General features: G+C 44.8%; 21 protein-coding genes and 1 pseudogene. 2 read left to right on the forward strand and 20 right to left on the reverse strand.

Annotation, left to right across the window (positions count from 1 at the left end):
• Positions 1 to 169 precede the first annotated feature (169 nt).
• The 7 genes from H6570_14435 to H6570_14465 all read right to left on the reverse strand — a co-directional run bounded on the left by H6570_14435 (position 170) and on the right by H6570_14465 (position 5272).
• Positions 170 to 619 carry an SRPBCC family protein gene (locus H6570_14435; protein MCB9320476.1) on the reverse strand — a complete coding sequence of 150 codons (450 nt, stop codon included), beginning with the start codon at positions 617 to 619 and terminating at the stop codon, positions 170 to 172.
• 268 nt (positions 620 to 887) lie between these two features.
• Positions 888 to 1799, reverse strand: coding sequence for a DMT family transporter (locus H6570_14440; protein MCB9320477.1), 912 nt, complete (start codon positions 1797 to 1799; stop codon positions 888 to 890).
• A gap of 382 nt (positions 1800 to 2181) precedes the next feature.
• Positions 2182 to 2958 carry a hypothetical protein gene (locus H6570_14445; GenBank protein MCB9320478.1) on the reverse strand — a complete coding sequence of 259 codons (777 nt, stop codon included), beginning with the start codon at positions 2956 to 2958 and terminating at the stop codon, positions 2182 to 2184.
• Between the two features lie 126 nt (positions 2959 to 3084).
• A complete protein-coding gene (locus tag H6570_14450) occupies positions 3085 to 3537 on the reverse strand; it encodes a lipocalin-like domain-containing protein (GenBank protein ID MCB9320479.1) in 453 nt (150 codons plus the stop codon).
• Between the two features lie 172 nt (positions 3538 to 3709).
• The gene (locus H6570_14455; protein MCB9320480.1) at positions 3710 to 4426 is read right to left on the reverse strand and encodes a hypothetical protein; all 717 of its coding nucleotides are present in this window, start codon (positions 4424 to 4426) and stop codon (positions 3710 to 3712) included.
• A 156-nt stretch (positions 4427 to 4582) separates the two neighbouring features.
• Positions 4583 to 4738, reverse strand: coding sequence for a hypothetical protein (locus tag H6570_14460; protein ID MCB9320481.1), 156 nt, complete (start codon positions 4736 to 4738; stop codon positions 4583 to 4585).
• A gap of 42 nt (positions 4739 to 4780) precedes the next feature.
• Entirely contained in the window at positions 4781 to 5272 is a 492-nt protein-coding gene (locus H6570_14465) for a sulfotransferase family protein (protein ID MCB9320482.1), read from the reverse strand.
• A gap of 492 nt (positions 5273 to 5764) precedes the next feature.
• On the opposite strand from H6570_14465, the gene H6570_14470 reads away from it, so the two are divergent.
• On the forward strand, positions 5765 to 6697 hold the full coding sequence (locus H6570_14470) for an NAD(P)-dependent alcohol dehydrogenase (protein MCB9320483.1): 933 nt from the start codon (positions 5765 to 5767) through the stop codon (positions 6695 to 6697).
• A gap of 51 nt (positions 6698 to 6748) precedes the next feature.
• Positions 6749 to 7423, forward strand: coding sequence for a DUF4386 domain-containing protein (locus H6570_14475; protein ID MCB9320484.1), 675 nt, complete (start codon positions 6749 to 6751; stop codon positions 7421 to 7423).
• Here H6570_14475 and H6570_14480 read toward each other — a convergent pair.
• From H6570_14480 to rsxC, 13 genes and pseudogenes are all read right to left on the reverse strand, one after another.
• On the reverse strand, positions 7420 to 7998 hold the full coding sequence (locus H6570_14480) for a Crp/Fnr family transcriptional regulator (protein MCB9320485.1): 579 nt from the start codon (positions 7996 to 7998) through the stop codon (positions 7420 to 7422). The genes H6570_14475 and H6570_14480 overlap by 4 nt on opposite strands.
• A 452-nt stretch (positions 7999 to 8450) precedes the next feature.
• Positions 8451 to 8739: pseudogene (locus tag H6570_14485) on the reverse strand (GxxExxY protein).
• Positions 8740 to 9223: 484 nt separating this feature from the next.
• Positions 9224 to 10177, reverse strand: a complete 954-nt coding sequence (locus tag H6570_14490) for an NAD(P)-dependent alcohol dehydrogenase (protein ID MCB9320486.1) — start codon at positions 10175 to 10177, stop codon at positions 9224 to 9226.
• Between the two features lie 142 nt (positions 10178 to 10319).
• Positions 10320 to 11348, reverse strand: coding sequence for an alpha/beta hydrolase (locus H6570_14495; GenBank protein ID MCB9320487.1), 1029 nt, complete (start codon positions 11346 to 11348; stop codon positions 10320 to 10322).
• Positions 11345 to 11929, reverse strand: a complete 585-nt coding sequence (locus H6570_14500; GenBank protein ID MCB9320488.1) for a hypothetical protein — start codon at positions 11927 to 11929, stop codon at positions 11345 to 11347. The genes H6570_14495 and H6570_14500 overlap by 4 nt, the downstream gene beginning before the upstream one ends.
• Positions 11930 to 12045: 116 nt before the next feature.
• On the reverse strand, positions 12046 to 13857 hold the full coding sequence (locus H6570_14505; protein ID MCB9320489.1) for a helix-turn-helix domain-containing protein: 1812 nt from the start codon (positions 13855 to 13857) through the stop codon (positions 12046 to 12048).
• 483 nt (positions 13858 to 14340) lie between these two features.
• The gene (locus H6570_14510) at positions 14341 to 15543 is read right to left on the reverse strand and encodes a hypothetical protein (protein MCB9320490.1); all 1203 of its coding nucleotides are present in this window, start codon (positions 15541 to 15543) and stop codon (positions 14341 to 14343) included.
• Positions 15544 to 15765: 222 nt separating this feature from the next.
• Entirely contained in the window at positions 15766 to 15945 is a 180-nt protein-coding gene (locus H6570_14515) for a hypothetical protein (protein ID MCB9320491.1), read from the reverse strand.
• A 10-nt stretch (positions 15946 to 15955) separates the two neighbouring features.
• The gene (locus H6570_14520) at positions 15956 to 16534 is read right to left on the reverse strand and encodes an electron transport complex subunit RsxA (protein ID MCB9320492.1); all 579 of its coding nucleotides are present in this window, start codon (positions 16532 to 16534) and stop codon (positions 15956 to 15958) included.
• Positions 16531 to 17166, reverse strand: coding sequence for an electron transport complex subunit E (locus H6570_14525; GenBank protein ID MCB9320493.1), 636 nt, complete (start codon positions 17164 to 17166; stop codon positions 16531 to 16533). Before H6570_14525 ends, H6570_14520 begins: the two co-directional genes overlap by 4 nt.
• Positions 17159 to 17833 carry an FMN-binding protein gene (locus tag H6570_14530; GenBank protein ID MCB9320494.1) on the reverse strand — a complete coding sequence of 225 codons (675 nt, stop codon included), beginning with the start codon at positions 17831 to 17833 and terminating at the stop codon, positions 17159 to 17161. The genes H6570_14525 and H6570_14530 overlap by 8 nt, the downstream gene beginning before the upstream one ends.
• On the reverse strand, positions 17830 to 18834 hold the full coding sequence (locus tag H6570_14535) for an RnfABCDGE type electron transport complex subunit D (protein ID MCB9320495.1): 1005 nt from the start codon (positions 18832 to 18834) through the stop codon (positions 17830 to 17832). Before H6570_14535 ends, H6570_14530 begins: the two co-directional genes overlap by 4 nt.
• Complete coding sequence (gene rsxC, locus H6570_14540) at positions 18831 to 20186, reverse strand: electron transport complex subunit RsxC (protein MCB9320496.1); 1356 nt, start codon at positions 20184 to 20186, stop codon at positions 18831 to 18833. Before rsxC ends, H6570_14535 begins: the two co-directional genes overlap by 4 nt.
• Positions 20187 to 21282: the final 1096 nt, after the last annotated feature.

Consider the following 21282-nt stretch of genomic DNA (forward strand, 5'->3'; position numbering starts at 1 on the left):
AGTTTTGACCCATGAAATCTAAACAATAATTCCATTTATTGCGATGGAGCATGCGAGTTACAATTTGAAAAACAGGCACCTGCATATAGATTTCATGCCTCTGCATATATTATATTAGCGGTCGTGAATTGTTGAAATGCACGTGCTCCGCGTAATCCCTGGCGTTTTTCTAATGATTATTCAACTCCAGAATTTTCTTTGCTTTTTCCAAATTAATTTTATCCTGCTTTTCACCCATTCTGGTAAAAAATCCTTCAGCAAACTGCAAAGCCCGGGCAATTGCAAAGCTGGAACTAAAAGTTGTCAGCGTGCCCTGATCTTTTCGTTCCATTGTAATGATGGTTTCCAGACTTTTGATAGGGAAAAAAGTGGTTACCATTTGATAACCGTACTGGACCGGCCGATCCCAGTGGATGATTTCAAAAAATCCTTCTTTATGACGGCCCAATAATTTTGCGGACACCTGATATTTCGAACCCACCTCCGGTGCATCATCAGAAGTCCACTTAGCGGCTTCAAATGTTGAATTCCATTTTGAAAGGTTTGATGGATCAGTGAGAAAATCGAATACTTTCTCCTGTGGTGAGTTGATGTAAACGCTAAAAGAAAAGATACCCATAGCCAGCTTATTGGTTATCCAAATTAAGAAGAAAATACCAAAGCGAATGGCAAGGTGGACCTCCCTTTTTTTAAAACATGAAGTTATTCATTCTTTCTGTTCAAGACTTGCAATTTAGTTCATGGTTCTGACCACTTCATCGCTTTTAAGCCTTTCCGCCGTTGCCTCAATAAGGTTTCACCTGACTCTTCCTTAGGACGGACAATAGCCAGACACCTGCCTTGCCAGGTTTTCTTTTGAGGTTGCCGGAACAAGTGAATTGGTTGACTTACAAATTCTGAATGGAATCCTCCACCCTGGTCTTCCCAAATACTATGAGCAATAGCCCAACGATGGTAATCAATCCTCCGATCAATGCCATGGTCTGCGGGAATTCACCAAAATACCAATAGGCACCCAGGAGTACAAAGAGGCCTTTCGTGCTGTTAATGATAGCTCGCTGAGACAATGGGATGTACTGCAATGCCAGGTATCCGGCGATAACGGTTAAAAAAGGTCCCAGCAAGGCGCCAATGAAAATATTGGTAAAGGCATTGAAACTAATGGCCAGAGTCTGATGCCCGGCAATCAATGCGATCAAAGAGAACAGTAATAAAAACAAACTCCGGTTAGTCGTCAGGATGACCGGATGGATGTTCCTGATATTTTTTTTGGTGATCACCGAACTTACCGCAGAAAGCAAACTGGAATAAATGACATATTGAGTACCATCGATAAACATGTCACGGATCGATGTACTTCCGCGGTAACTAATAATGAATGCGCCAAGAACAGCAAGCAGCATGCCAGCCAATTCCAGGTAATTAAAACGTTCTTTGAGGAACAAAAAACTCAGGTAAATAACAAAAACTGGTGATACATTGCCTAAAAAGGAAGTAATAGCCGGATTGAAAATGGTATGAATGGCTTTGAAGAAAAAATAGGTTCCAGCAACTTCAATGATACCCAACAGAATCAAAATCCATTTCTTTCTCCTGGTCAATGCAATGATGGTCCGGTATGTGCGTTGCGTACATCCGTAGAGGAATATCCACAATAGCCCCAGCGAAAACCAGTACACACCAAACTGTGGAAAACTGACCTCACCCAGAGCCGCCTTACTGAAAATATAGACATTGGACACGGCAATCACCGATACGAATGCCAGTAGTACACCTTTAAGTTTATCTCGGTGTGTCATGACCTAAATATACCCTTATGACACACCGGAGTCTGTAACCTAAGTTGCATGAATAAAAACTAATCCAACGCAGAAACTGGCTGGGTAAGGTTAACCCTCTTTTTGATATCAAATGAGGATATCAAGATGACTAAAACTTGTTCATGTTATTCAGCTGTGGTCTCTTCCAATATTTTATTGATAAGCAAATCGGTTTCCTCCAGCATCATTTTAATCTATTGATTCATCCACAACATGTTGTCAAGCAGGTTTTCAAATTCTACTTTTTGAAACAGCGGATAGTAATCGGGTTTACCTTTTTGATTTACCCGTCCAGACAAAATTGAAATTATTTTTCGAAACAATTTAATGATAGATTATACCTGCTGCAGTTGAGACCTATTTATTTCACCTTGGATTTCAATTCAATGTGAATGATTTCCAAAATCCTTTCTATTTTTTTCTTCAACCCATTAGCCTGAATGTTTGCATTGCGACAGTAGCTATTGATCGAAATCAGATAACTGGATATAGCTGGATCATTCAAATATTTTTTGTATTCGGATTCGTCATTTACTCCCGGTATCCTGAAAATGTTACTTTTTTTACTATCCGAGAGCAGGAAGACACTCGTTGCTTTATCTTCTGTTTGCTCACCCCCCATTTTCCGTGAATTGAAATGCTGACGCATGTATTCATAATAAAAGTTAACATCCATATTGACCAGTAATTGTTCCTCTTCCAGCATCTTCTGTACCGTATTTTTCCAGTTGGATAACTGGATTCTTAATTCTGAATTATTGATCAAATAGAGCTTTCCAGAATTAAGAAGTTCCGATGTCACACCATCCGGGCCATCAAAAGTGGGTTGCGAATAAGTACGGCGCACGTGCTTCCGGACGGTATCCAGGGGTACGCCAGTTATACCATTATCGATGTAAAAAAACAACTGACTGATGGAGCTCAGGATGGCAGTACGCATGAAGATCTTTTCATCAACTTCTCTTAAATTTTCGCTGTACTCATTTTCAAGCTGCTTCAATAATGCAATTTCTTCTTTAGCGTTATTCCGGCCAATATTCCAATTATTAACCTGCAATGCCAGCAGGATACCAATCACTACAAGGACTATTTCTCCGAAAGCATATTTCAGGTATTTTATGGCTTTGTTCTGATTCATAAAGTCATAACGTAATTTTCGATAGAATTTTACCATTTAATTGAGGCAATTTTAAAACAGGTTTGATCATTGAATTTCCAATCAAAGCTTTGAAGGATCGATATTATCTAACAACAGGAACCGGCATTAGTGTCGGGAAACACGATGAGTGGTCATTCTCTTCCAGATAAGTTTATGTTTCCTTGAACCAATGAAGTCGGTGCTCAGAGTTAGTAAGTCTTCATTGAAATTAAATCTGCGAACCTGATTTTGACCAACCCAGTTTGGAAATGAACTTATTTTAATCTGGTGAATTACGACATTCAGATCACCATTGAGCTCGTAACTTCCACAATAAGCAATAAATCCGTTCCAGGCGGATAGCACTTCTTCCGGACTACCTTCCAACGGATCCGGGCTGCGAAATGGAAGCCGGTCGTTTTTCATAATCAGTACGGACATGATCCCATTGCTTTCGTAGGTAATCTGGCCAGAAACGTGGTCACCAAATGGAGATTCAACTTTTCCATCGCTGGTTTCTATGGTCCAGGACACCAAATCCCATGTTCCAAGAAATTTATCTGCTATTGTTTCCATCATCCACTATCTAAGTTTAAGGAGCTGCCATAAAAAATTCGAGTCACATTGTAATCTGTTGACCATGCCTTTTGATCAAGTCCCGTTCTGCAACCTGTCAGGTTGACCAAGGAATAAAGTTATCATTTCTCATTTAACCAGAACAGGTTAGGAAGAACGTCAGCGCGATCCTGTCTTACATCGCAAGTTGTTTCAACTGATCTACAATAGATTGGTTTATGCGCTCCAGATTACGGTTTAAATCCAATAAATCTGTAAGTATCGTCCACTTGAGGACAACGATATTCCTGAACCGGCGTGTTTTCATCACTTCCAGGATTTTAGTTGTTTCGAAAGATCCAGGCAATGGAAATTCCTTAATGATCAGAGGCCTGACAGCCTGGAAGTCGAGAAATTCAATAATAAAAGGCTGGAAGGATTGGACAAGCTCCGATTCATGCGTTTGCTGCACCAGATTTAAAATATACAGCGATTTATAATAGTTGGCCAGGTTCGTTTTAAGGCTTTCATCATTAATTATCTTTAAATCACCAGAGCCCACCAAATTATTATACGTTCTGTCAGTGCTACTATACGTGGGCATATCATTGACCTTTGAAAAGGCATTATTAATTGAATCAACAGAAATAGTCGGTTTTTCGAGGGCCGACTGTTCCAGCAATCCGATCAACTGGGGAATGTCATCTCCAATTCTTTTAACGATCTCGTTTGATTTCGTAAGGTTTGTTTCAAAATCCTCAAGCAATGCAACCAAGTACTCATGCTCTGTAATGGCATTCTTGCGGGTTTCATTCCAGTTATTAACCCCCAGCGCAATCAGTATACCAATGGCAACAAGGACGATTTCTCCGAAAGCGTATTTCAGGTATTTCAAGGCTTTGTTCTCACTCATATGGTCAAAACGTATTTTCCGAAAGAATTTCAACATAATTGCAAGGCAATCTTTAAACGGGCAACGTCAATTAATTTCACTTCCTATGGCCTGAATGAGCTCATCTAACTTATTTATTGTTTGTAAAACGGAATGGAACGATAAAGATGGCTCGTGTTATTTATTGTTCCTGCCAAATTCTTTAATAAAATTGGAAATTTTAAATCTTTTGTGAAATTGATCGCTGTCGTTTCCTCTCGGATAGGGAACCTGAGGAATTGGTACATTCAGGAATTTACACAAAGGCTCCCATCCTTCTCGTGCTTCAAACACCAGAAGCTTTTCCGGTGGCACGGTCTGCTTGACATCCTCTACCTACTGGTTGTACAAGTTTATCATAAACACGCGGTCATTGTTTTTACCTTCCATGAACTGGTCGTGAATTAAGTTCATCATGATCGCATAAGTACGTGGAAAGTAGCTGATGTTTTTATTAAACAATCCAATAAAACGAGTCACCGGGATCAGAAATGATGGCAGTGACCTGAGGATGGTCTTTGAAGCACTCTCGTACCAACTTGCAGCATCACGGTAAGAAAGTATGACCTTGGCGTCGGGATATTGCTCCATGAACTCTTTGTAATACATCGCTGAAGGAAAATCTACCGCAGACTGATAGCCTTCAAACAGTTTGTCGTACTCGGGCTTTTCACCACGGGCCAATTGCTCCCAATACACGATTCGTTTGCCATCCTTAATCAGTTCGAACGCATGATAGCATTTACCAAATCCGATTAGTTCCAGTGCTTTTTTCAATGATTCGGTGCCAGTTCTTCCCCAACCCGCTCCGATTACTTTAAGTCCCATATTTTTTGGTTTTTTGAGTCAATGTAAAAATAGTCCAGCTGCATGGTTACCAAGGATCCTTCTCGTTGAAGATAATAACATTCTACCAGGTGGTGAAAGATACCAATGGAAGGATTACCCTATTTTCGTTAGCCGGACGCCCTGATGCCCGGACTTATTTAAGAATAGCGATTTGTGATTTAAGATTTCGAGCTCCTAACCACGGACACCCGGATGCCCTGACTATTTAAGTATTTAAGATTAGCGATTTGTGATTTAAGATTTTGAGTCCCTAACCACGGACGCCCGGATGCCCTGACTTATTTAAGAATAGCGATTTGTGATTTTAAATTTCGAGCTCCGAACCACGGACGCCCGGATCCCCTGATCCCCTGACACCCGGAAGCCATCCACTCAAATGGGTTAGATGTCATTTCTTAACCCAAGTCAATGAAATCGAAATGCGATACCGATAGCTTTGTTATCAGAACATATCGCAAAACAATAAAAAAGATGAAAGCAATTGAATGTCAACAGTATGGAAGCTACGAAAACCTGATATTAACAGAAGTTGAAAAGCCAACTCCAAAAGATAATGAGGTACTCATTAAGATCAAGGCGACTTCAGTAACGACCAGTGATGTACTTATTCGAGGATTAAAGGCGTCACCGATTGCCCGATTTATGGTCCAATTGATTTTCGGCTTTGGAAAACCAAGAAACCCAATTTTAGGAATGGTCACCTCCGGGATAATTGCAGGTAAAGGAAATGCTGTTACTGCTTTTAATATTGGTGATGAAGTATTTGCTTATGGCTCAATTTCGCCGACAAAGCGACATTTCGGCTCTTACGCTGAATACATTTGCCTGCCTGAGAATTGGAATCTAGCGCTTAAGCCCGCAAATATAAGTTTTCAGGAAGCTGCCGCTATCCCTTATGGTGGTTTGCTTGCGTCACATTTATTGAAAAAGACCACCATACAGAAGGGTGACAAAGTCTTAATTTATGGAGCATCAGGAAGTATTGGTACCATGGCCATCCAATTGGCAAAGCATGCCGGCGCACACGTCACTGCTGTATGCAGTCGTCGAAACTTCGAATTGGTCAAGTCCTTGGGTAGTGATGAGATGATTGATTACACCACAGGAAATGCCGAATCTCAATTGACAACCTATAAGTACATTATAGACGCAGTTGGAAACTCCAAATCCTCAAAACTTAAAGAAAAGAGTAAAAAAGCATTGAGTCCAAATGGCAAATATATTTCCATTGATCATGGAACTCCTTTGACGCCAAAAGATGCTTTCTTGAATTTAAAATCACTGGTTGAGCAAGAGAAGCTCAAGCCAGTAATTGACCGCGTTTATCCATTGGAGGAAATTCCCCAAGCACATAAATATGTAGAGAAAGGTCACAAAAGAGGAAACGTGGTCATTACCGTATAGTACAGCTGGAGATCCCAATAATTAATCCAATAATGACAAAATTTTAAGAGCATGAAATCTCACAAAACCATTGCCCGTACCTTTGGTATCTTTTTCCTTCTTGCATTTGTTTCCTATGGACTTGGAAGCGGAATTGTTGCTTCAGTAACCAGCGAAACTGATTCACTACGTAATTTAAGCTCCAATCAATCATTACTTGTAATCGGTGTGATCCTCATTGCATTGGTACACACGATTGTAAATATTGGTCTACCGGTTCTTATGGTTCCTATTCTGAAACCCTTCAACAAGGTATTGAGTTACGGCTACCTGAGTGCAGGTATATCGGCTACGGTGATCCTGATCGTCGGATCCATCTTTTTGATGTTGCTCATCCCTCTGAGTACAATGTACCTTAATGCGGATCCCGAAGAATTACAGCATTATGAAACCATAGGAATAATCCTGACAAAAGGGAATTTCTATGCTTATCAGATCGGAATGGCCATATGGGGTTTGGGAGGCCTGATGTTCTGCTATTTACTGAATATTTCGAAGATAGTCCCACGAGGGTTCGCTATCTGGGGTTTCGTGGGTTATTTGGTGTTTATTGCTGGAACAATCTTTGAACTATTCGGACAGAACATTGGGGTTCAGTTGGCGATCCCGGGCGGTTTGTTTGAGGTTTCCCTGAGTATTTGGCTGATCCTAAAAGGCTTCAAAGCTACTGCATTGCGAGGAGCCTAAATATTTTCGGATGCGATCCGCTTTCTGATACGGCTCAGCGATTCTGGTTTTACGCCTATATAACTGGCTATTTGATATTGGGGTATTCGCTGTATTAATCCAGGCCTTGATCTTAAGAGCTTTAGATAGCGTTGTTCAGGAGAGTCGGTATAGTAGGATGCCAGTGCTTCTTTTTGTTCGGCAAAAGCTGCCTCCATAATGGTTCGCGATATAGTTTCAAAGCGCGGAAAGCGCTTAAATAGCTCCTGGGCTTGTTGCTCGTCACCTACGACGACCGTGGTATTCTCCACACAAATCCAGTTGTGTTTTGCAGAAGTTTGCGTAAAACTGTTTAGTGAAATGGCCCATTGCTCCTCAGTAAAGAAATTGGTTGTTTTCTCTTCGCCATCGGTCAAAATATATTCCCTTACACAGCCTTCAAGAACAAAGTACGTACTGACTGCTACTTGTCCTTCTCTCAATAAATGTTCTCCTTTTTTGAATGTCTTTGTGCGCATGCTCTCTGCAATGCCTATTGATTCTTCCTCGGACAGGGGTGATATTTTAGAAAAATAGTCGACAAATTTGTTTCGCATAATAAAAATATTAAATGTTATACCGTGAACAATGGAAACAAAATTACATAATTCCAGTATAATGCCATTTTGTCCGATATATTGGTAAGATGTTAAGTGTTTGTAATTCCATTTCCCGCGAAGTCGCCAAGTCGCAATGCGGAAATTTATTATGTACTCTCTCGCCCTAGCCTTATTCTCTGATAACCTTGCGTCTGTGCAAATACGTGAGTTAATAGAGATGATTTTGTTATTTCATGTCAAGGCACGAGCAGGCAAAGATACCGATATTTTCTTGCCCAACCATTGATCTGTACTTTGAACCCTTGTTGCCCAAATGCCGCGAGACCATTGAATCAATCATTCCCCTCCTTTTAATTCCTTTGCTTATCAGCGAGATATGTCAATCAAATCAAACTACATTGCGACTTTGCTTTTTAGTATCCTAGAATATTATATCACCCAAAGTCATACTACAACCTATTAACCATCCTGGTTATACCATTTCTTATTAGTGCTTCATTAAAATTGATCACCATTCCAAGCTTCAATCCAGTTAGCCTTAGGTAGGTGAGTACTTGCTTGTAGTGAACTTGAGCGATCGATTCCACAGATTTTAGTTCAATCAATACTTTATTTCAGGAAGAAAACCTAAATCCATTTTAACTTCCTTCCAAATTACTGGAATTGATTGCTGACGTGTAATATTTAGCCAACTTTAATAAGTTCATAATGCAGAATTTCTTCATAAACGGATTCCAATCATCCCTGACCAAGTTCTACATGAATCCTAGAACAAGTATCTCAACGATGATCCTAGAAAGTTCATTTTCTCACTATTATCTGCGTTATCCAAAAACCTTCGCGTCACTACGTCTCTGCGAGACACAAAGAAGAGATTTTATTTAATTTATCGCCAAGACGCTAAGAAGAAAGGTATTGGTATTTTCATGCCTGTCATTAAAACATCCTTGACAGCTTTGCGAGATATAAAGAAGTGATTTTATTTAATTTTCCCTCGCCCAGACGCTAAGAGGAAATAATTGATATAACCTTGCCTACACCAATATTATCCAAATATCTTTGCGTCTCTGCAACTTTGCGAGAAAACAATGAGTAGTAATTATATTTCTCGCCAAGCCGCGAAGTCGCAAAGGAGAAAAGGATTGATGTTATTATGCATGTCATAACGACACCCTTTGCGTCTCTGAGCTTTTGCGAGAGTCCCAGAATATCATTCCACCCTTTACGGCAGTAACACCAGGTTTCCCTTCTTGTGGCCCGTTTCTGCATGCCGGTGCGCCTGCTGTATTTCCGACAATCGATAAGTACGATCAATGACCGGAGAAAGGGATCCCTGCTCGGCCAGGTCGATGATGACCCGAAAGTCATCCAGGGTGGGTTTCGATACGGCTGATATCAGCTTATACCGTTTGGTCAATGACGTTAGGATGGATTGGAATATCAAATTCAGATCCATGGCAACCGTAAGATAAATACCCCTGCGCTTTAATGCATTTCGGCTCTTCGTGAACGAAGCCTTGCCTACCGCATCGAAGACGACATCATACGAATCCTTTTGCTTCGTGAAATCTTCCTTTTGGTAATCGATCACCTTACCGGCGCCCAGCGAACGCACCCATTCCACATTCGCACCGCTGCAAACCGCCGTAACTTCTGCACCAAAATGTTTTGCCAATTGGACCGCATAGGTGCCAACGCTTCCTGAGGCTCCGTAGATCAATACCTTTTGGCCTTTCTTGACATCAGCTTGCCGGAGAAAATAAAATGCCGTCAATGCCCCGACGGGTAGCGCCGCGGCTTTTTCGTCAGGTATAGCATCGGGTTTTAGGGCAACAATGCCATCCGCAGGTACGGCAACAAATTCGGCATGAGCCCCAGCTCCCTCACCGGTGGTGCCAAAAACAGGATCCCCTACTTTAAACCGGGTTACCTGTGCACCAACGCGATCTACCACCCCCGAAAACTCATGGCCTAAAATGGTCCTTTTGAGCTTGAATAGTCCATTGTAAATTCGGATGGCAAACGGTACCCCTGCACGCATCCTCCAATCGCCGGAGGTTACGGTGGCGGCATTTACTTTCACCACGACTTCATGGTCCTGTGCAGTGGGCTTGGGCAGATCCCCTAGGTTGACTACTTCCGGCTCTCCGTAAGATGTATAAATTGCTGCTTTCATTTTAATATGATTTTGAGGTGAATGATGGGTGGGAAAAAAGTGGTTCCAAGGAGGGTGCCCCCACGGTATCCTGGCTCAACATTACAGTGAGCAGCTATCTTTTCTTCCGGTGGAAAATTCTTGAAGGAGATCAATCTATTCTTCAAAGGCTATCCACAAAGCCCCGGAAAGAATGGATGAACAAGTCTTGCTCTTCAATATAACCTTCGTGGGCGCTATTTTCAAGAATAACCAGCTCCTTTTCCTGAAAACCCGGACCTCCAATGCTATTATACGCATCATAACCCATCTCAATGGTATTTACGCCATCGTGCCTGCCCCAGATCACCAGGGTCGGTGTCTTGATCCGGGCCATAGCAGGGCTCAGGTTCAAGGCCAGGATATTAAAGCGAGGCCTCAGGTACTTGCCATTAAAAAAAATTGCCAGGGACAGGTATGAATTCATGGTACCCAGCGCACCCACTTCCGGCCCTTCTACCTCCTGGTGAGGATCTTTGCGGTAAGCGTTGGTGTTAGTCAGGTATCCGTCATACTTAAAGTAGTTTTCCTTTTTGGTCATGTCGGGCTGGGTGGCGCACCAATCGCGCGCATCTGTCCAATAGGCCACATCAATTCCCAGATCGATCTGCTGTTGCGCATAATCTTTTACAAACAATACAGATTTAGGAAGTCCTTCCAACAAATTATGACCGCTGTCCATGCAGATGAATCCGTCAATTTTGTCCTGCAGATTGCTGGTACTCAAATAGGCGCTCCCCAGGGCTCCTCCCCAACTGATGCCATAAAACACAATTCGGGGATTTTGGTACCGTCGCTTGATGGTTTCTACCACCAGATCGAGGTCATCGACAAATCGCTCAACCGTAAACGTACCTGGATCCGGATTACCCATCGCCAAGCCAGAACCCCGCTGATCCCAGTACGCAAAGGCATAATCGTGTTCGAGCTCTTTGGAAACCGGCATGAAAGAAGGAAGCGAAGCATTCCCGCCAGGGCCCCCGTGCAGAAATAAAATAAACGTGCCGGATTGGATGTTGCCTTTGACAAAAACCGGCATTTCTGCACCTGCGTTTTTAACGAAGAAATGGTCACCCTGATAAAATCCTTCCTTTTCACAAGCGGACAAGAACATCACCAAGGTCAAGGAAATAAGAATTGCTAAATTTTTCATTGTTTATTGAATTTGTATGTGATCCCCATTTTGACCGCGATATGCGGGAGGAACTGGTGATTAAATGAAGATTGCAGGTAGACTTCCGGCCCGAGGTGAACTGTCCAGGGTCTCCGGCTGCCATCCCAACCGATCAGAATAGACATGTTCGGCATAAAGTGAGGATGTCCCCAATTCGCAGTTTTCTCTACGGCGCCAGCTTCCGTCTGTTGATAGATGTCGCCGTCAGCCCACGCATGCAGGTATCCGATTCCGATGTTCAGGTCGGTGAAAAGTGGGCCCATGGCAAACCGTGAACCGATCGACGTCTTAAGAAAACCCGATTTGTTGTTCCAACGGTGCCAGTATCCTCCCAGATCAACGTCCCAATGGACCGTGATCCAATTATTTTTTATCACAGTGTACTGCAGGCCAACACTCAGTCCCGGATGCAGCACCAACTCTCCAAAGTATTCCAGTTTGAGGGCCAGTCTTTCTTCGAATGGTGCTTTCGGATTTGCATTCCGCTCGAACTGCTCCTGAGCATCAACGGAAAAGGTCTGCAGCAGCAAAAACAAGGTGATTAATCGTATGATCGTCATGGTTACTTATTTTATACTCCAAAGGACAGAAGTCTAGCTGCAGCAATCGTTCGTGATTACACCACACACGTTCGGAATCATGATTCCGAACCATTCAGGATGAGGTGATGTTGGGATTAGTCTTTCAGAAATGTACTTGGAGTAAGGCCGGTATGCTGTTTAAAATAGGTATTGAACACCGTTTTGGAGTTAAAGCCACATTCGAAGGCCAAACCGACAATTGTCAGATGCGAACGGCTGGGGTCTATGGCCAGCTGCTTGAATTCTTCGACACGGTAATGGTTGACGAAGTGGTTGAAATTTTTACCCTGACCTTCATTGATCACCAGCGAAAGTTGATTTGCAGAGAGCCCCAGCTGTTGAGCCAGCTGACGCAGACTCAATCCGGCATCCAGGTAGGGTTTCTCCGTGGCCATGTATTCAAGCAATTGTTTGCTGTACATTTCCAATTGCTTTTTGTCCAGCAATTCTTTCTTTTTGATGCCTTGATCTTCGGATACGCCCTGGTCCGGGCCCTTTCCGGTGGATTTAAAAATGGTATCAAAAAGGCGGTAACGCGGGTCGTCGGTCAGCAACTTAAATGCGGGGTTCTCCCGATAGAAATTCAGGTAATATTTTCCGGCGGTTATGTCCTTTTCGATTTCTTCAAAGGCCAGGTCCGTATTTCCCAGATAGATGTTGATGATTACGGCCGGATTTTCCTCCGCCGCCAGATGCAGATTCTGAGGTTGGGCGCTCCACTTTAACAGGTATTCCGCGGCCATGGCCCGGTTGCCACTGGCGGCATAGACGATGCCGGTTCCCGCATGATAGCTTACAGTCTTTTCAGCAGATACCGGAACGGTCTGGTAATGTTCGATGGCCTCGGCAAATCGTTGCAGCCGGGTTAAAATGGTGCCTTTCAGGCAATATGAATTGGTGTGATGCGGAAGCACCTTTAATAGCTTATTTACTTCCACCAAAGCTTCTTCATAGCGGCCCATGCGCTGCAGCGCTGAAGCATGGTAGTATAGGTGCGAAGGGTTAAGCGGATCCAGTTCGATGGCCTTCCTGACCCGGGACAATGCCCGTTCATGGTGGCCGGCGATCACATCCATCACCGATCCGCCCAGGAGGGCGTTCACATAATTGGGTCGGTATTTCAATGCCAGGTTAAGGTATGATTCTGCAGTGTCCAGGTCTTTCTCGAAAAAATAATGGACCAACCCCATCGAGTAATTGGCCTCAGGATCCCTAGGATCCAACTGAAGTGCCCTGGCAGCGGCTTCTTTAGATAATGTAAATGCTTGTTTGCCGGATATGGCATCCACCAGTCCCAGGTACCCGTAATAAATGGCTTTTGATGCATGATAAAAAGGGCAACCCGGGTCAATGGCGATGGCATTTTCAATTTCTTCAACCGCCCTGAACAGGTCTGCTTTCTGAAATTTGGTAAAGCTGGATTTGCTTTTTAGGTACCACTCGTAAGCGCCAATCTGCGTTGGTCTTGTTTCGGGTGGTTCTTCAATTTCAAAGTGACCGATGTGTTCTCTCAGTTTTTCAGCAATCAACAAGCTGATCTCTTCCTGAACTTCAAAGATGTTGTCCAATGTCCGGTCCCAGGTCTCCGACCAGAAATGAAAGTCTTCCGGGGCATCGATTAACTGAGCCGTGATGCGCAGGTTATTCCCGGCAAGGCGCACGCTTCCTTCCAGCAGCGTAGAAACGCCCAGTGCCTTCCCGATTTCGGGAATGGGAATATTCTTCCCTTTGAAATGGAAGGCAGATGTACGGGAGGTGACTTTCAGTCCGTCGATCTTCGCCAGCGCATTGATGATCTCTTCGGTCATGCCGTCACTGAAATATTCGTTCTCCGCGCTCGCGCTCATATTCACGAACGGGAGTACGGCGATGTTGGTTTTTTCAGCTATGTTGGAAGTTTCAATCAATAAAGTCGCCTTAGTTGGTGTCTGTTAGTTCAAAATGAATTAGGCCCACATGGACTGAGGTCATCTTGTGCATTAGTGATCAGGGCTTGTCAAAGTCCAAAACCGAGGCCAAATCGAATTGCTACGGTTAAAGATAACGACAAAAGCCTAACAAAGAGTAATGGTCACCTGGCACTGAAAACCAATGCATTGGCTGAATTTTGAAAGACTGAAATGTTTCCGATTAATCTTGCAAGTCCCATTAAGGATAGGAACTGGATGATCAGGATGTGGGATTTCTCCAGAGAAGACCGGCATCCACGGGTCGATAGCACCACCACCTACGCCAGGGCATAGATGCCAACTTAACTTTATATCGTTAAGGTAAATTAGAACTTTTTCAATATGCTTTGGCTGTACCAATATCATCTGAACGCTTTGTATAAATGGCGTGGCGACCGGACGGGAGACATGAACATTTTATGCCTTGTTGGTGGTTCGTTTTTACTCTAATAATAAGTATCCATTAATCGATTCTGCATATTTTTTAAGACATTGGCCATCTTTACGAACTTCGATTATACTAAAGAAATCTTCATCGATGTCCTCAACTCCAAATTGAGTTTCCATGAAAATAGAATACTCGTCTGGTTTGAGTTTTCTTTCCAAAATTATTTCATCATTACTATTCTTCAAAAACAAATGGACTTGCTCTTGACTCAAGTTGGCAACTAGAAAACGTTCATTTCTATAATGTTGATCTTTATTTCTTGGGACAACATCCTGACAGTCCATCATTGTAAATGAATTAAGGTTTAAGCTTTTGAATAATTGATTCAGTTGATCTACATCATAATTATGACGAATAATTTTTAGTCTTCCTAGTAATTCCATTGTAGCACTTCGGCTATACATTAAAGTCAAAACCATGAATGATGTTTTCCCCCAATAATTAAGCACCTGCTTTTTGTAATTTTCATCAGTCAAAAAATAATTGTAACGCTTTATAATTGACAAAGAATCGGATTTAACCATCCACAAAGGATGAGACATCTTAAAATCAACATTTTTGTTATAGAAATCTATTACCGGTTTCCCCGAGAGTTCATCGTAAATATTAGCCCTCAATAATTCTTTGGCAGCTTCGATAACTTTCCCATATTTCGAATTAATGTTTTCTTCTGTTTCTATTATCTTCTCAATATTTTCATAAGTAATATTTAGGAACTGAAACCTAAATAAAAGATTCTCTAAATCATTATCCCTATAATAATCTTCGAGCGTTACCTGATTATTAATTACTTTTCTAGTCAACGAATCGTTTACCTGGTAAACATTTATAATGCTGTTAAAATGTTTAATATTTCGAGCCAAGTCTTCTTCTACTTTATCAAGCAGGTTTTCAATTTCATCTTTTCTGATTCTTTCTTGATTCCAGTTGTTTAATTTTACTGCGATAAGGATTCCAATTACCACAAGGATAATTTCTCCAATTGCGTAAATAATATATCTTTTCAAACTTCCTTCATCGAGTAATCTTTGTCTAATCCTTCTAAAGAATTTTATCATTGGCTGTTTCTTTATTTTTCGGCAATAATGACCACCAACTCGTTTATACTGGTACATTTTGTCCTTATTGATAGACCGAATGGCTGGCAACCAGGAACTTATCTCATTTGCTTCACATAACAACTTGTCTACAATCATGGCGGATCTTAATGCCATATGGATACGGCGATCCTCCTAAATGAAGTTACTGACCAAGGTGGAATTCACCTAATACTATTGCTAATTTGTTCGAGTTTGGTATTAGAAATAAAGGGGGCTTGGATGCGTAGATGGGGTGTCTATTAATTTTTTTTGCTTATGGTTGTACGGATATTTTACGCATGCGAATAGGAATGCGTATGGTGATTCCTTAGTTGTTCGTTATTTGGATACCATCCTGTCACATGTCTCCCGATTACTACATGCCCCACAACATCCACCCTCGTGATCGATGTGGTTCTTCACCTCATTCCGTTTCGCCCATAACTGCATGCCCATCCATCCGGCGGACACGATGCCGAGGGCGAGAATAGGGACCAGGTATTGCAGGAGTGTTTCCATAGCAACTCTATTAATGACTGCCAAATAATCCGGCAAAGCCCATGAAAGCCAGGGACAGAATACCGGCGATGATCAGATTCAGGGCGGTGCCCTTGACGACGTTGGGGATGCTGAGCAGACGGGTCTCCTCGCGGATGGAGGCCAGCAAAACCAGGGCGATGGTGATGCCACCGCCGGCACCCAGGGCATAAACCAGACCCTCGACAAAACCGTATCCTTTGTTGGTGCTGAATAAAGCCAGTCCCAGGATGGCGCAGTTGGTCGTTATCAGGGGCAGGAAGATGCCTAATGCCTTGAACAAAGCCGGACTCAGTTTTTTGATGACGATCTCAACAAACTGGACCACACTGGCGATAACAATGATGAAGCTGATCAGCCGCAGGTAAGGGGCATAGATCAGAACCCAGGTGTTCAGGGCGTAAGCAGCGATGGCGGTGATCACCATGACAAAAATATTAGCCAGGCCCAGGCGGAAGGCCGTCTGCATCCGCTGTGTCACCCCCAGGAAAGGACACAATCCCAGGAAAAGTGATAACGTGAAGTTGTTGATCAGCAAGGCGGAGATAAAGATCCAGATCAGTTCGTTCATGCCGGTTGTATTTTATGTTGTTTACGCCGTTGGGCTGACCAGTTGAACAGTAACAATAGAAAGCCCAGCACAAAGAAGCCGCCCGGTGGCAGTATCATCACGATCCAAGGCTCGAAGGCCTTACCGAACAGCGACACGCCAAGGAGGGAGCCATTGCCCAGCACTTCCCGAATCGAACCCAGTGTAAACAATGCAAAGGCGAAACCCAGTCCCATGCCCGATGCATCCAGGAAGGAGCGCCACAATCCGTTCTTGCTGGAGAAGGACTCCTGACGGGCCAGGATCAGACAATTGACTACGATCAGAGAAATGAAGGCGCCCAGCGCCTTGTGGATGTCCGGGAAATAGGCTTGCAGGGTGAAGTCCACGACAGTCACGAAGGTAGCGATGATCACGATGTAAGTGGTGATGCGTACTTGCTTGGGGATGACCTTGCGCAACATCGAGACCAGAAGGCTGGAGCCAATCAGCACAAAGGTAGTTGCCAGCCCCATCGCCAGGCCATTGATGGCGCTGTTGGTCACCGCCAGCGAGGGGCACATGCCCAACACTGCCACAAAGACCGGATTTTCACGCCACAGGCCCTTGAGGAATTCCTGCATATTGTTCGCTCCCTGTACGTCGTTACTCATCGTTCCGCTTTTTTATTTCGGGATGTTCCTGCAGGTAGTTGTTGATGGGCTCTTTCCATTTTGCCATGGCCTCGTTGAGTAATTTTACCACCGTACGCGACGAGATGGTGGCACCGGTAATGCCGTCTACCTCATTGGGCTGTTTGCGGGTGCCGTTCTTCACGAGGATGATCCCGGGATCGACCGTAAGGTGTTTGAAATTGGCCAGGAAACCTTCGTTGCGGATGATCTTATCACCCAGTCCCGGTGTCTCCTTGCAATCCAGGACCTGGTAGCCGATGATCGCTTTTTCCACAGGCTCATAACCACAGATCACAGTGACGATATCTGAAAATCCCGGTTCTTCGCCAGTGATGGCGAAGCCGGTAAACGCCTGGCTGGAATCACGCCCCAGGAATACGACCTCCTGCCCCGGCTCGTCAGATACCACAAGTTGTCCATCCTGCAACGCCAGCGTCTCGTAATCAGCTGTACCCGGCAAGACCTGGAAAATGGCCTGGCGTTGTGCTTCGGCCTTATTGGCGTCGATGGTAGGCTTGGTCCACAAATAGCTTGAAACCAGCACCAGTCCAGATAAAAAACCAGCAACACCCAGGGTAGCTATCAACCGGAATGCACTTGGTTCCGGTTCTGGTACAAAGGTCGTATGTTCTCCGTCGCCGCTCATGGATGTCCGTAGGGTTTGATCTTGGTAAAACGGTTGATTAGCGGGGTGCAAGCGTTCATAAGCAGGATGGCATACATCACCCCTTCAGGCAGCCCACCCCAGGTGCGGATCAGGACCACCAGAAAGCCGATGCCAAGGCCATAGATCCATAGTCCTTTCGGGGTAATCGGGGAGGTGACCAGGTCGGTGGCCATGTACACTGTCCCTAACAGCAATCCGCCGGATAGCAGCATAAACACCGGAGAAGGATAGCGTGACGGATCGACCAGCCAGAAAATGCCTGAGAACACGACCGCCGAAGCTACAATCGATACCACGATGCGCCAGTTGATGATCTTGCGGAGCAACAAGTAGACCCCAGCCAGTATAAAGAGAATGGCGCTGGTTTCTCCCAATGAGCCGTTGGTGTTACCCCACAACAATTGGGTGAGAGGAGCGGCCACATGATCAAACTTCATGGTGGCGAGCGGTGTAGCCCCACTGATGGCATCCAGCGGTTGACCCTGAAAGAAGGGCAGAGCCAGATTCGTGCCCCGCAGGCTTAAATAGCGGCCGTCCGGCAAGGACCAGGTGGTGATGGCGGTTGGAAATGCGGCCTGTAAAAATGCCCGGCCAACCAATGCAGGATTAAATACATTGTTGCCCAGACCTCCCCAGATCATCTTGCCCATTCCAATGGACACAAAGCCACCGACAAAACTCATCCATAAGGGGAATCCCGGGGGCAGGCAGAGCGCCAGCAAAACACCGGTAAGCGCTGCGCTGCCATCTAAAAGAGCTGATTTTCGTTTTAGGGCAGGCAAGAAAAGATATTCCGCAGCCAGTGAACCGGCAATGGTTGTCAAAATCAAAAGAATAGCAGCAAGCCCAAAAAAATAATAGGAAGCGGCAATCACCGGCAATAAGGTCAATGAGACCTCCCACATAATGCGCGGCGTCGTATTCGCGCCATGCAGAAACGGTGATGTGGAGATGGTGACTTTCCCTATAGCCAAACTCATACGGCAATGGATTTTGCTTTTTCACGGGCCTGCTGCTCCCGCAATAATCCTTTGGCAACCCGAAAGCTCTGAACCAGCGGGATACCGGATGGACATACAAAAGAACAGCTGCCGCATTCAAAACAATCGAAGACATAGTTGTCCTGCATTTCCTCCCACAGGCCATTTTTGGCGAGCAATCCCAGGAGTGAAGGATTGAGGTGCATGGGGCAGGCATCAACACATTTACCACAACGGATGCACTCGTATTCCTGCAGCTCTCTGACTTCGCGATCGGTCAGTGCCAGGATGCCTGAAGTTCCTTTAAGTACCGGGCTGTTCAGGGATTTTTGCACCATGCCCATCATAGGCCCTCCCAGCAAAATACGGCTCGCCTCGCTGGTGAGACCTCCACAGTAATTCACGACCTGCTGCATCGAGGTGCCGATGGGGACCCGCAAATTGGAAGGACGCTGAATGGCGGTACCCGTGACGGTGACCACCCGTTCGATCAATGGGATACCCTGACGAAACCAATCACTCAGGGAAGCGATGGAGCTGATGTTGGACACCAGTGTCTCCACATCCAGGGGTAGTTTACCGGATGGCACCTCACGGTTTAAGATGGTGGTGATCAGCATCTTCTCGGCACCCTGAGGGTATTTGACTTGCAGCGGTACAACCTCTGCGGGCAAATTGGAACGGCCAAATTTTTCAGTTAGGATAGCAATGGCGTCAGGTTTATTAGCCTCGATGCCTATGAAGATCTTCTCTGCCCGGATGAAATGCTGCAGGATGGCGGTGCCGTCGACGATGGCGTCCGGGTGCTCGACCATGGTGCGGTGATCGGAGGTGAGGAAAGGCTCACACTCGGCACCGTTGAGCATCAGATAGCGGCAGTGTTTGCCTTCGGGAATGGAAAATTTGACGTGGGCAGGAAAAGCAGCGCCACCGAGGCCTACCAGGCCAGACGTTTGAATGGAACGGATGAACTCCTTCAGTTCCATCTCCTCCGGTGGTTTTGGCGCAGTGAGATACAATTGCTGGGTGGAGAATGGGTCTATATGAAGGATAATGGCTGGTGCCATTTTTCCGGCCGGTGTCTCCACCAGTTCAATTCCTTTTACGGTTCCATCCACCGGTGCATGGAGAGCGACTGAAACGAAACCTCCGGGTTCGGCAATTAACTCACCACGGCGTACTTCCTGGCCTTTGCGGACAATGGCTTTTGCAGGTGCACCGGTATGCTGGTTTAGGGGCAACACATATTCTTCGGCAAAGGGCATCTGTTCGATGGGCTTGGCATCGGTCAGGTGCTTGAAGTACTCGGGGTGTACTCCGTGGCTAAAGGTTAATGTTGCGCTTGTTTTCATTCTTAAAATCAATTAATACCCACCCTTAAATCCCCTCCGGGGAGGGGGCTCTGTAACATTGTTGTGTTCTCTGTCAAATTCTAAAAACATCCCCCTAAATCCCCCTTCAAAGGGTGACTCCCGGAAAACGGGCTCCGGGTTAAAATGTCGGGCCAAAATTTGCATTCAACATTTAGCACTCAACATTCAGCATTTCATGGGGTCTCCATTTTGGGTCACTGAAGTCCTTAAGACCCACCCTTAAATCCCCTCCGGGGAGGGGACTCCGTTCAATGTTGTGTTCTGCTGTCAAATTCTAAAAACATCCCCCTAAATCCCCCTTCAAAGGGGGACTCCCGGCAGACAGGCTTGGGGTTATGTTGGGCCAAAGTTTGCATTCAACATTTAGCACTCAACATTCAGCATTTCATGGGGTCTCCATTTTGGGCTACTAAAGTCCTTAAGACCCACCCCTAAATCCCCTCCAGGGAGGGGACTCCGTTCAATGTTGTGTTCTGCTGTCAAATTCTAAAAACATCCTCCTAAATCCCCCTTCAAAGGGGGACTCCCGGGAAACAGGCTCCGGGTTAAAATGTCGGGCCAAAATTTGCATTCAACATTTAGCACTCAACATTCAGCATTTCTTGGGGTCTCCATTTTGGGTCACTAAAGTCCCTAAGACCCACCCCTAAATCCCATCCAGGGAGGGGACTCCGTTCCATCGTTGCGTTCTGCTGTCAAATTCTAAAAACATCCCCCTAAATCCCCCTTCAAAGGGGGACTCCCGGGAGACAGGCTTGGGGTTATGTTGGGCTAAAGTTTGAATTCAACATTTAGCACTCAACATTCAGCATTTCATGGGGTCTCCATTTTGAGCTACTAAAGTCCTTAAGACCCACCCCTATATCCCCTCCGGGGAGGGGGCTCTGTAACATTGTTGTGTTCTGCTGTCAAATTCTAAAAACATCCCCCTAAATCCCCCTTCAAAGGGGGACTCCCGGGAAACGGGCTCCAGGTTAAAATGTCGGGCCAAAATTTGCATTCAACATTTGGCACTCAACATTCAGCATTTCATGGGGTCTCCATTTTGGGTCACTAAAGTCCTTAAGACCCACCC

Source organism: Lewinellaceae bacterium (assembly GCA_020636135.1).
Classification (GTDB): Bacteria; Bacteroidota; Bacteroidia; order Chitinophagales; family Saprospiraceae; genus JAGQXC01.

What these genes read in the sequence shown, in the direction of transcription:
- H6570_14470 (MCB9320483.1), top strand. Translation starts at nt 5,765, where the DNA reads ATGAAAGCAATTGAATGTCAACAGTATGGAAGCTACGAAAACCTGATA.
- H6570_14445 (MCB9320478.1), bottom strand. Translation starts at nt 2,958, where the DNA reads ATGAATCAGAACAAAGCCATAAAATACCTGAAATATGCTTTCGGAGAA.
- H6570_14515 (MCB9320491.1), bottom strand. Translation starts at nt 15,945, where the DNA reads ATGGAAACACTCCTGCAATACCTGGTCCCTATTCTCGCCCTCGGCATC.
- H6570_14475 (MCB9320484.1), top strand. Translation starts at nt 6,749, where the DNA reads ATGAAATCTCACAAAACCATTGCCCGTACCTTTGGTATCTTTTTCCTT.
- H6570_14495 (MCB9320487.1), bottom strand. Translation starts at nt 11,348, where the DNA reads ATGAAAAATTTAGCAATTCTTATTTCCTTGACCTTGGTGATGTTCTTG.
- H6570_14440 (MCB9320477.1), bottom strand. Translation starts at nt 1,799, where the DNA reads ATGACACACCGAGATAAACTTAAAGGTGTACTACTGGCATTCGTATCG.
- H6570_14510 (MCB9320490.1), bottom strand. Translation starts at nt 15,543, where the DNA reads ATGATTGTAGACAAGTTGTTATGTGAAGCAAATGAGATAAGTTCCTGG.
- H6570_14525 (MCB9320493.1), bottom strand. Translation starts at nt 17,166, where the DNA reads ATGAGTAACGACGTACAGGGAGCGAACAATATGCAGGAATTCCTCAAG.
- rsxC (MCB9320496.1), bottom strand. Translation starts at nt 20,186, where the DNA reads ATGAAAACAAGCGCAACATTAACCTTTAGCCACGGAGTACACCCCGAG.
- H6570_14480 (MCB9320485.1), bottom strand. Translation starts at nt 7,998, where the DNA reads ATGCGAAACAAATTTGTCGACTATTTTTCTAAAATATCACCCCTGTCC.
- H6570_14450 (MCB9320479.1), bottom strand. Translation starts at nt 3,537, where the DNA reads ATGATGGAAACAATAGCAGATAAATTTCTTGGAACATGGGATTTGGTG.
- H6570_14435 (MCB9320476.1), bottom strand. Translation starts at nt 619, where the DNA reads ATGGGTATCTTTTCTTTTAGCGTTTACATCAACTCACCACAGGAGAAA.
- H6570_14520 (MCB9320492.1), bottom strand. Translation starts at nt 16,534, where the DNA reads ATGAACGAACTGATCTGGATCTTTATCTCCGCCTTGCTGATCAACAAC.
- H6570_14500 (MCB9320488.1), bottom strand. Translation starts at nt 11,929, where the DNA reads ATGACGATCATACGATTAATCACCTTGTTTTTGCTGCTGCAGACCTTT.
- H6570_14530 (MCB9320494.1), bottom strand. Translation starts at nt 17,833, where the DNA reads ATGAGCGGCGACGGAGAACATACGACCTTTGTACCAGAACCGGAACCA.
- H6570_14535 (MCB9320495.1), bottom strand. Translation starts at nt 18,834, where the DNA reads ATGAGTTTGGCTATAGGGAAAGTCACCATCTCCACATCACCGTTTCTG.
- H6570_14465 (MCB9320482.1), bottom strand. Translation starts at nt 5,272, where the DNA reads ATGGGACTTAAAGTAATCGGAGCGGGTTGGGGAAGAACTGGCACCGAA.
- H6570_14490 (MCB9320486.1), bottom strand. Translation starts at nt 10,177, where the DNA reads ATGAAAGCAGCAATTTATACATCTTACGGAGAGCCGGAAGTAGTCAAC.
- H6570_14455 (MCB9320480.1), bottom strand. Translation starts at nt 4,426, where the DNA reads ATGAGTGAGAACAAAGCCTTGAAATACCTGAAATACGCTTTCGGAGAA.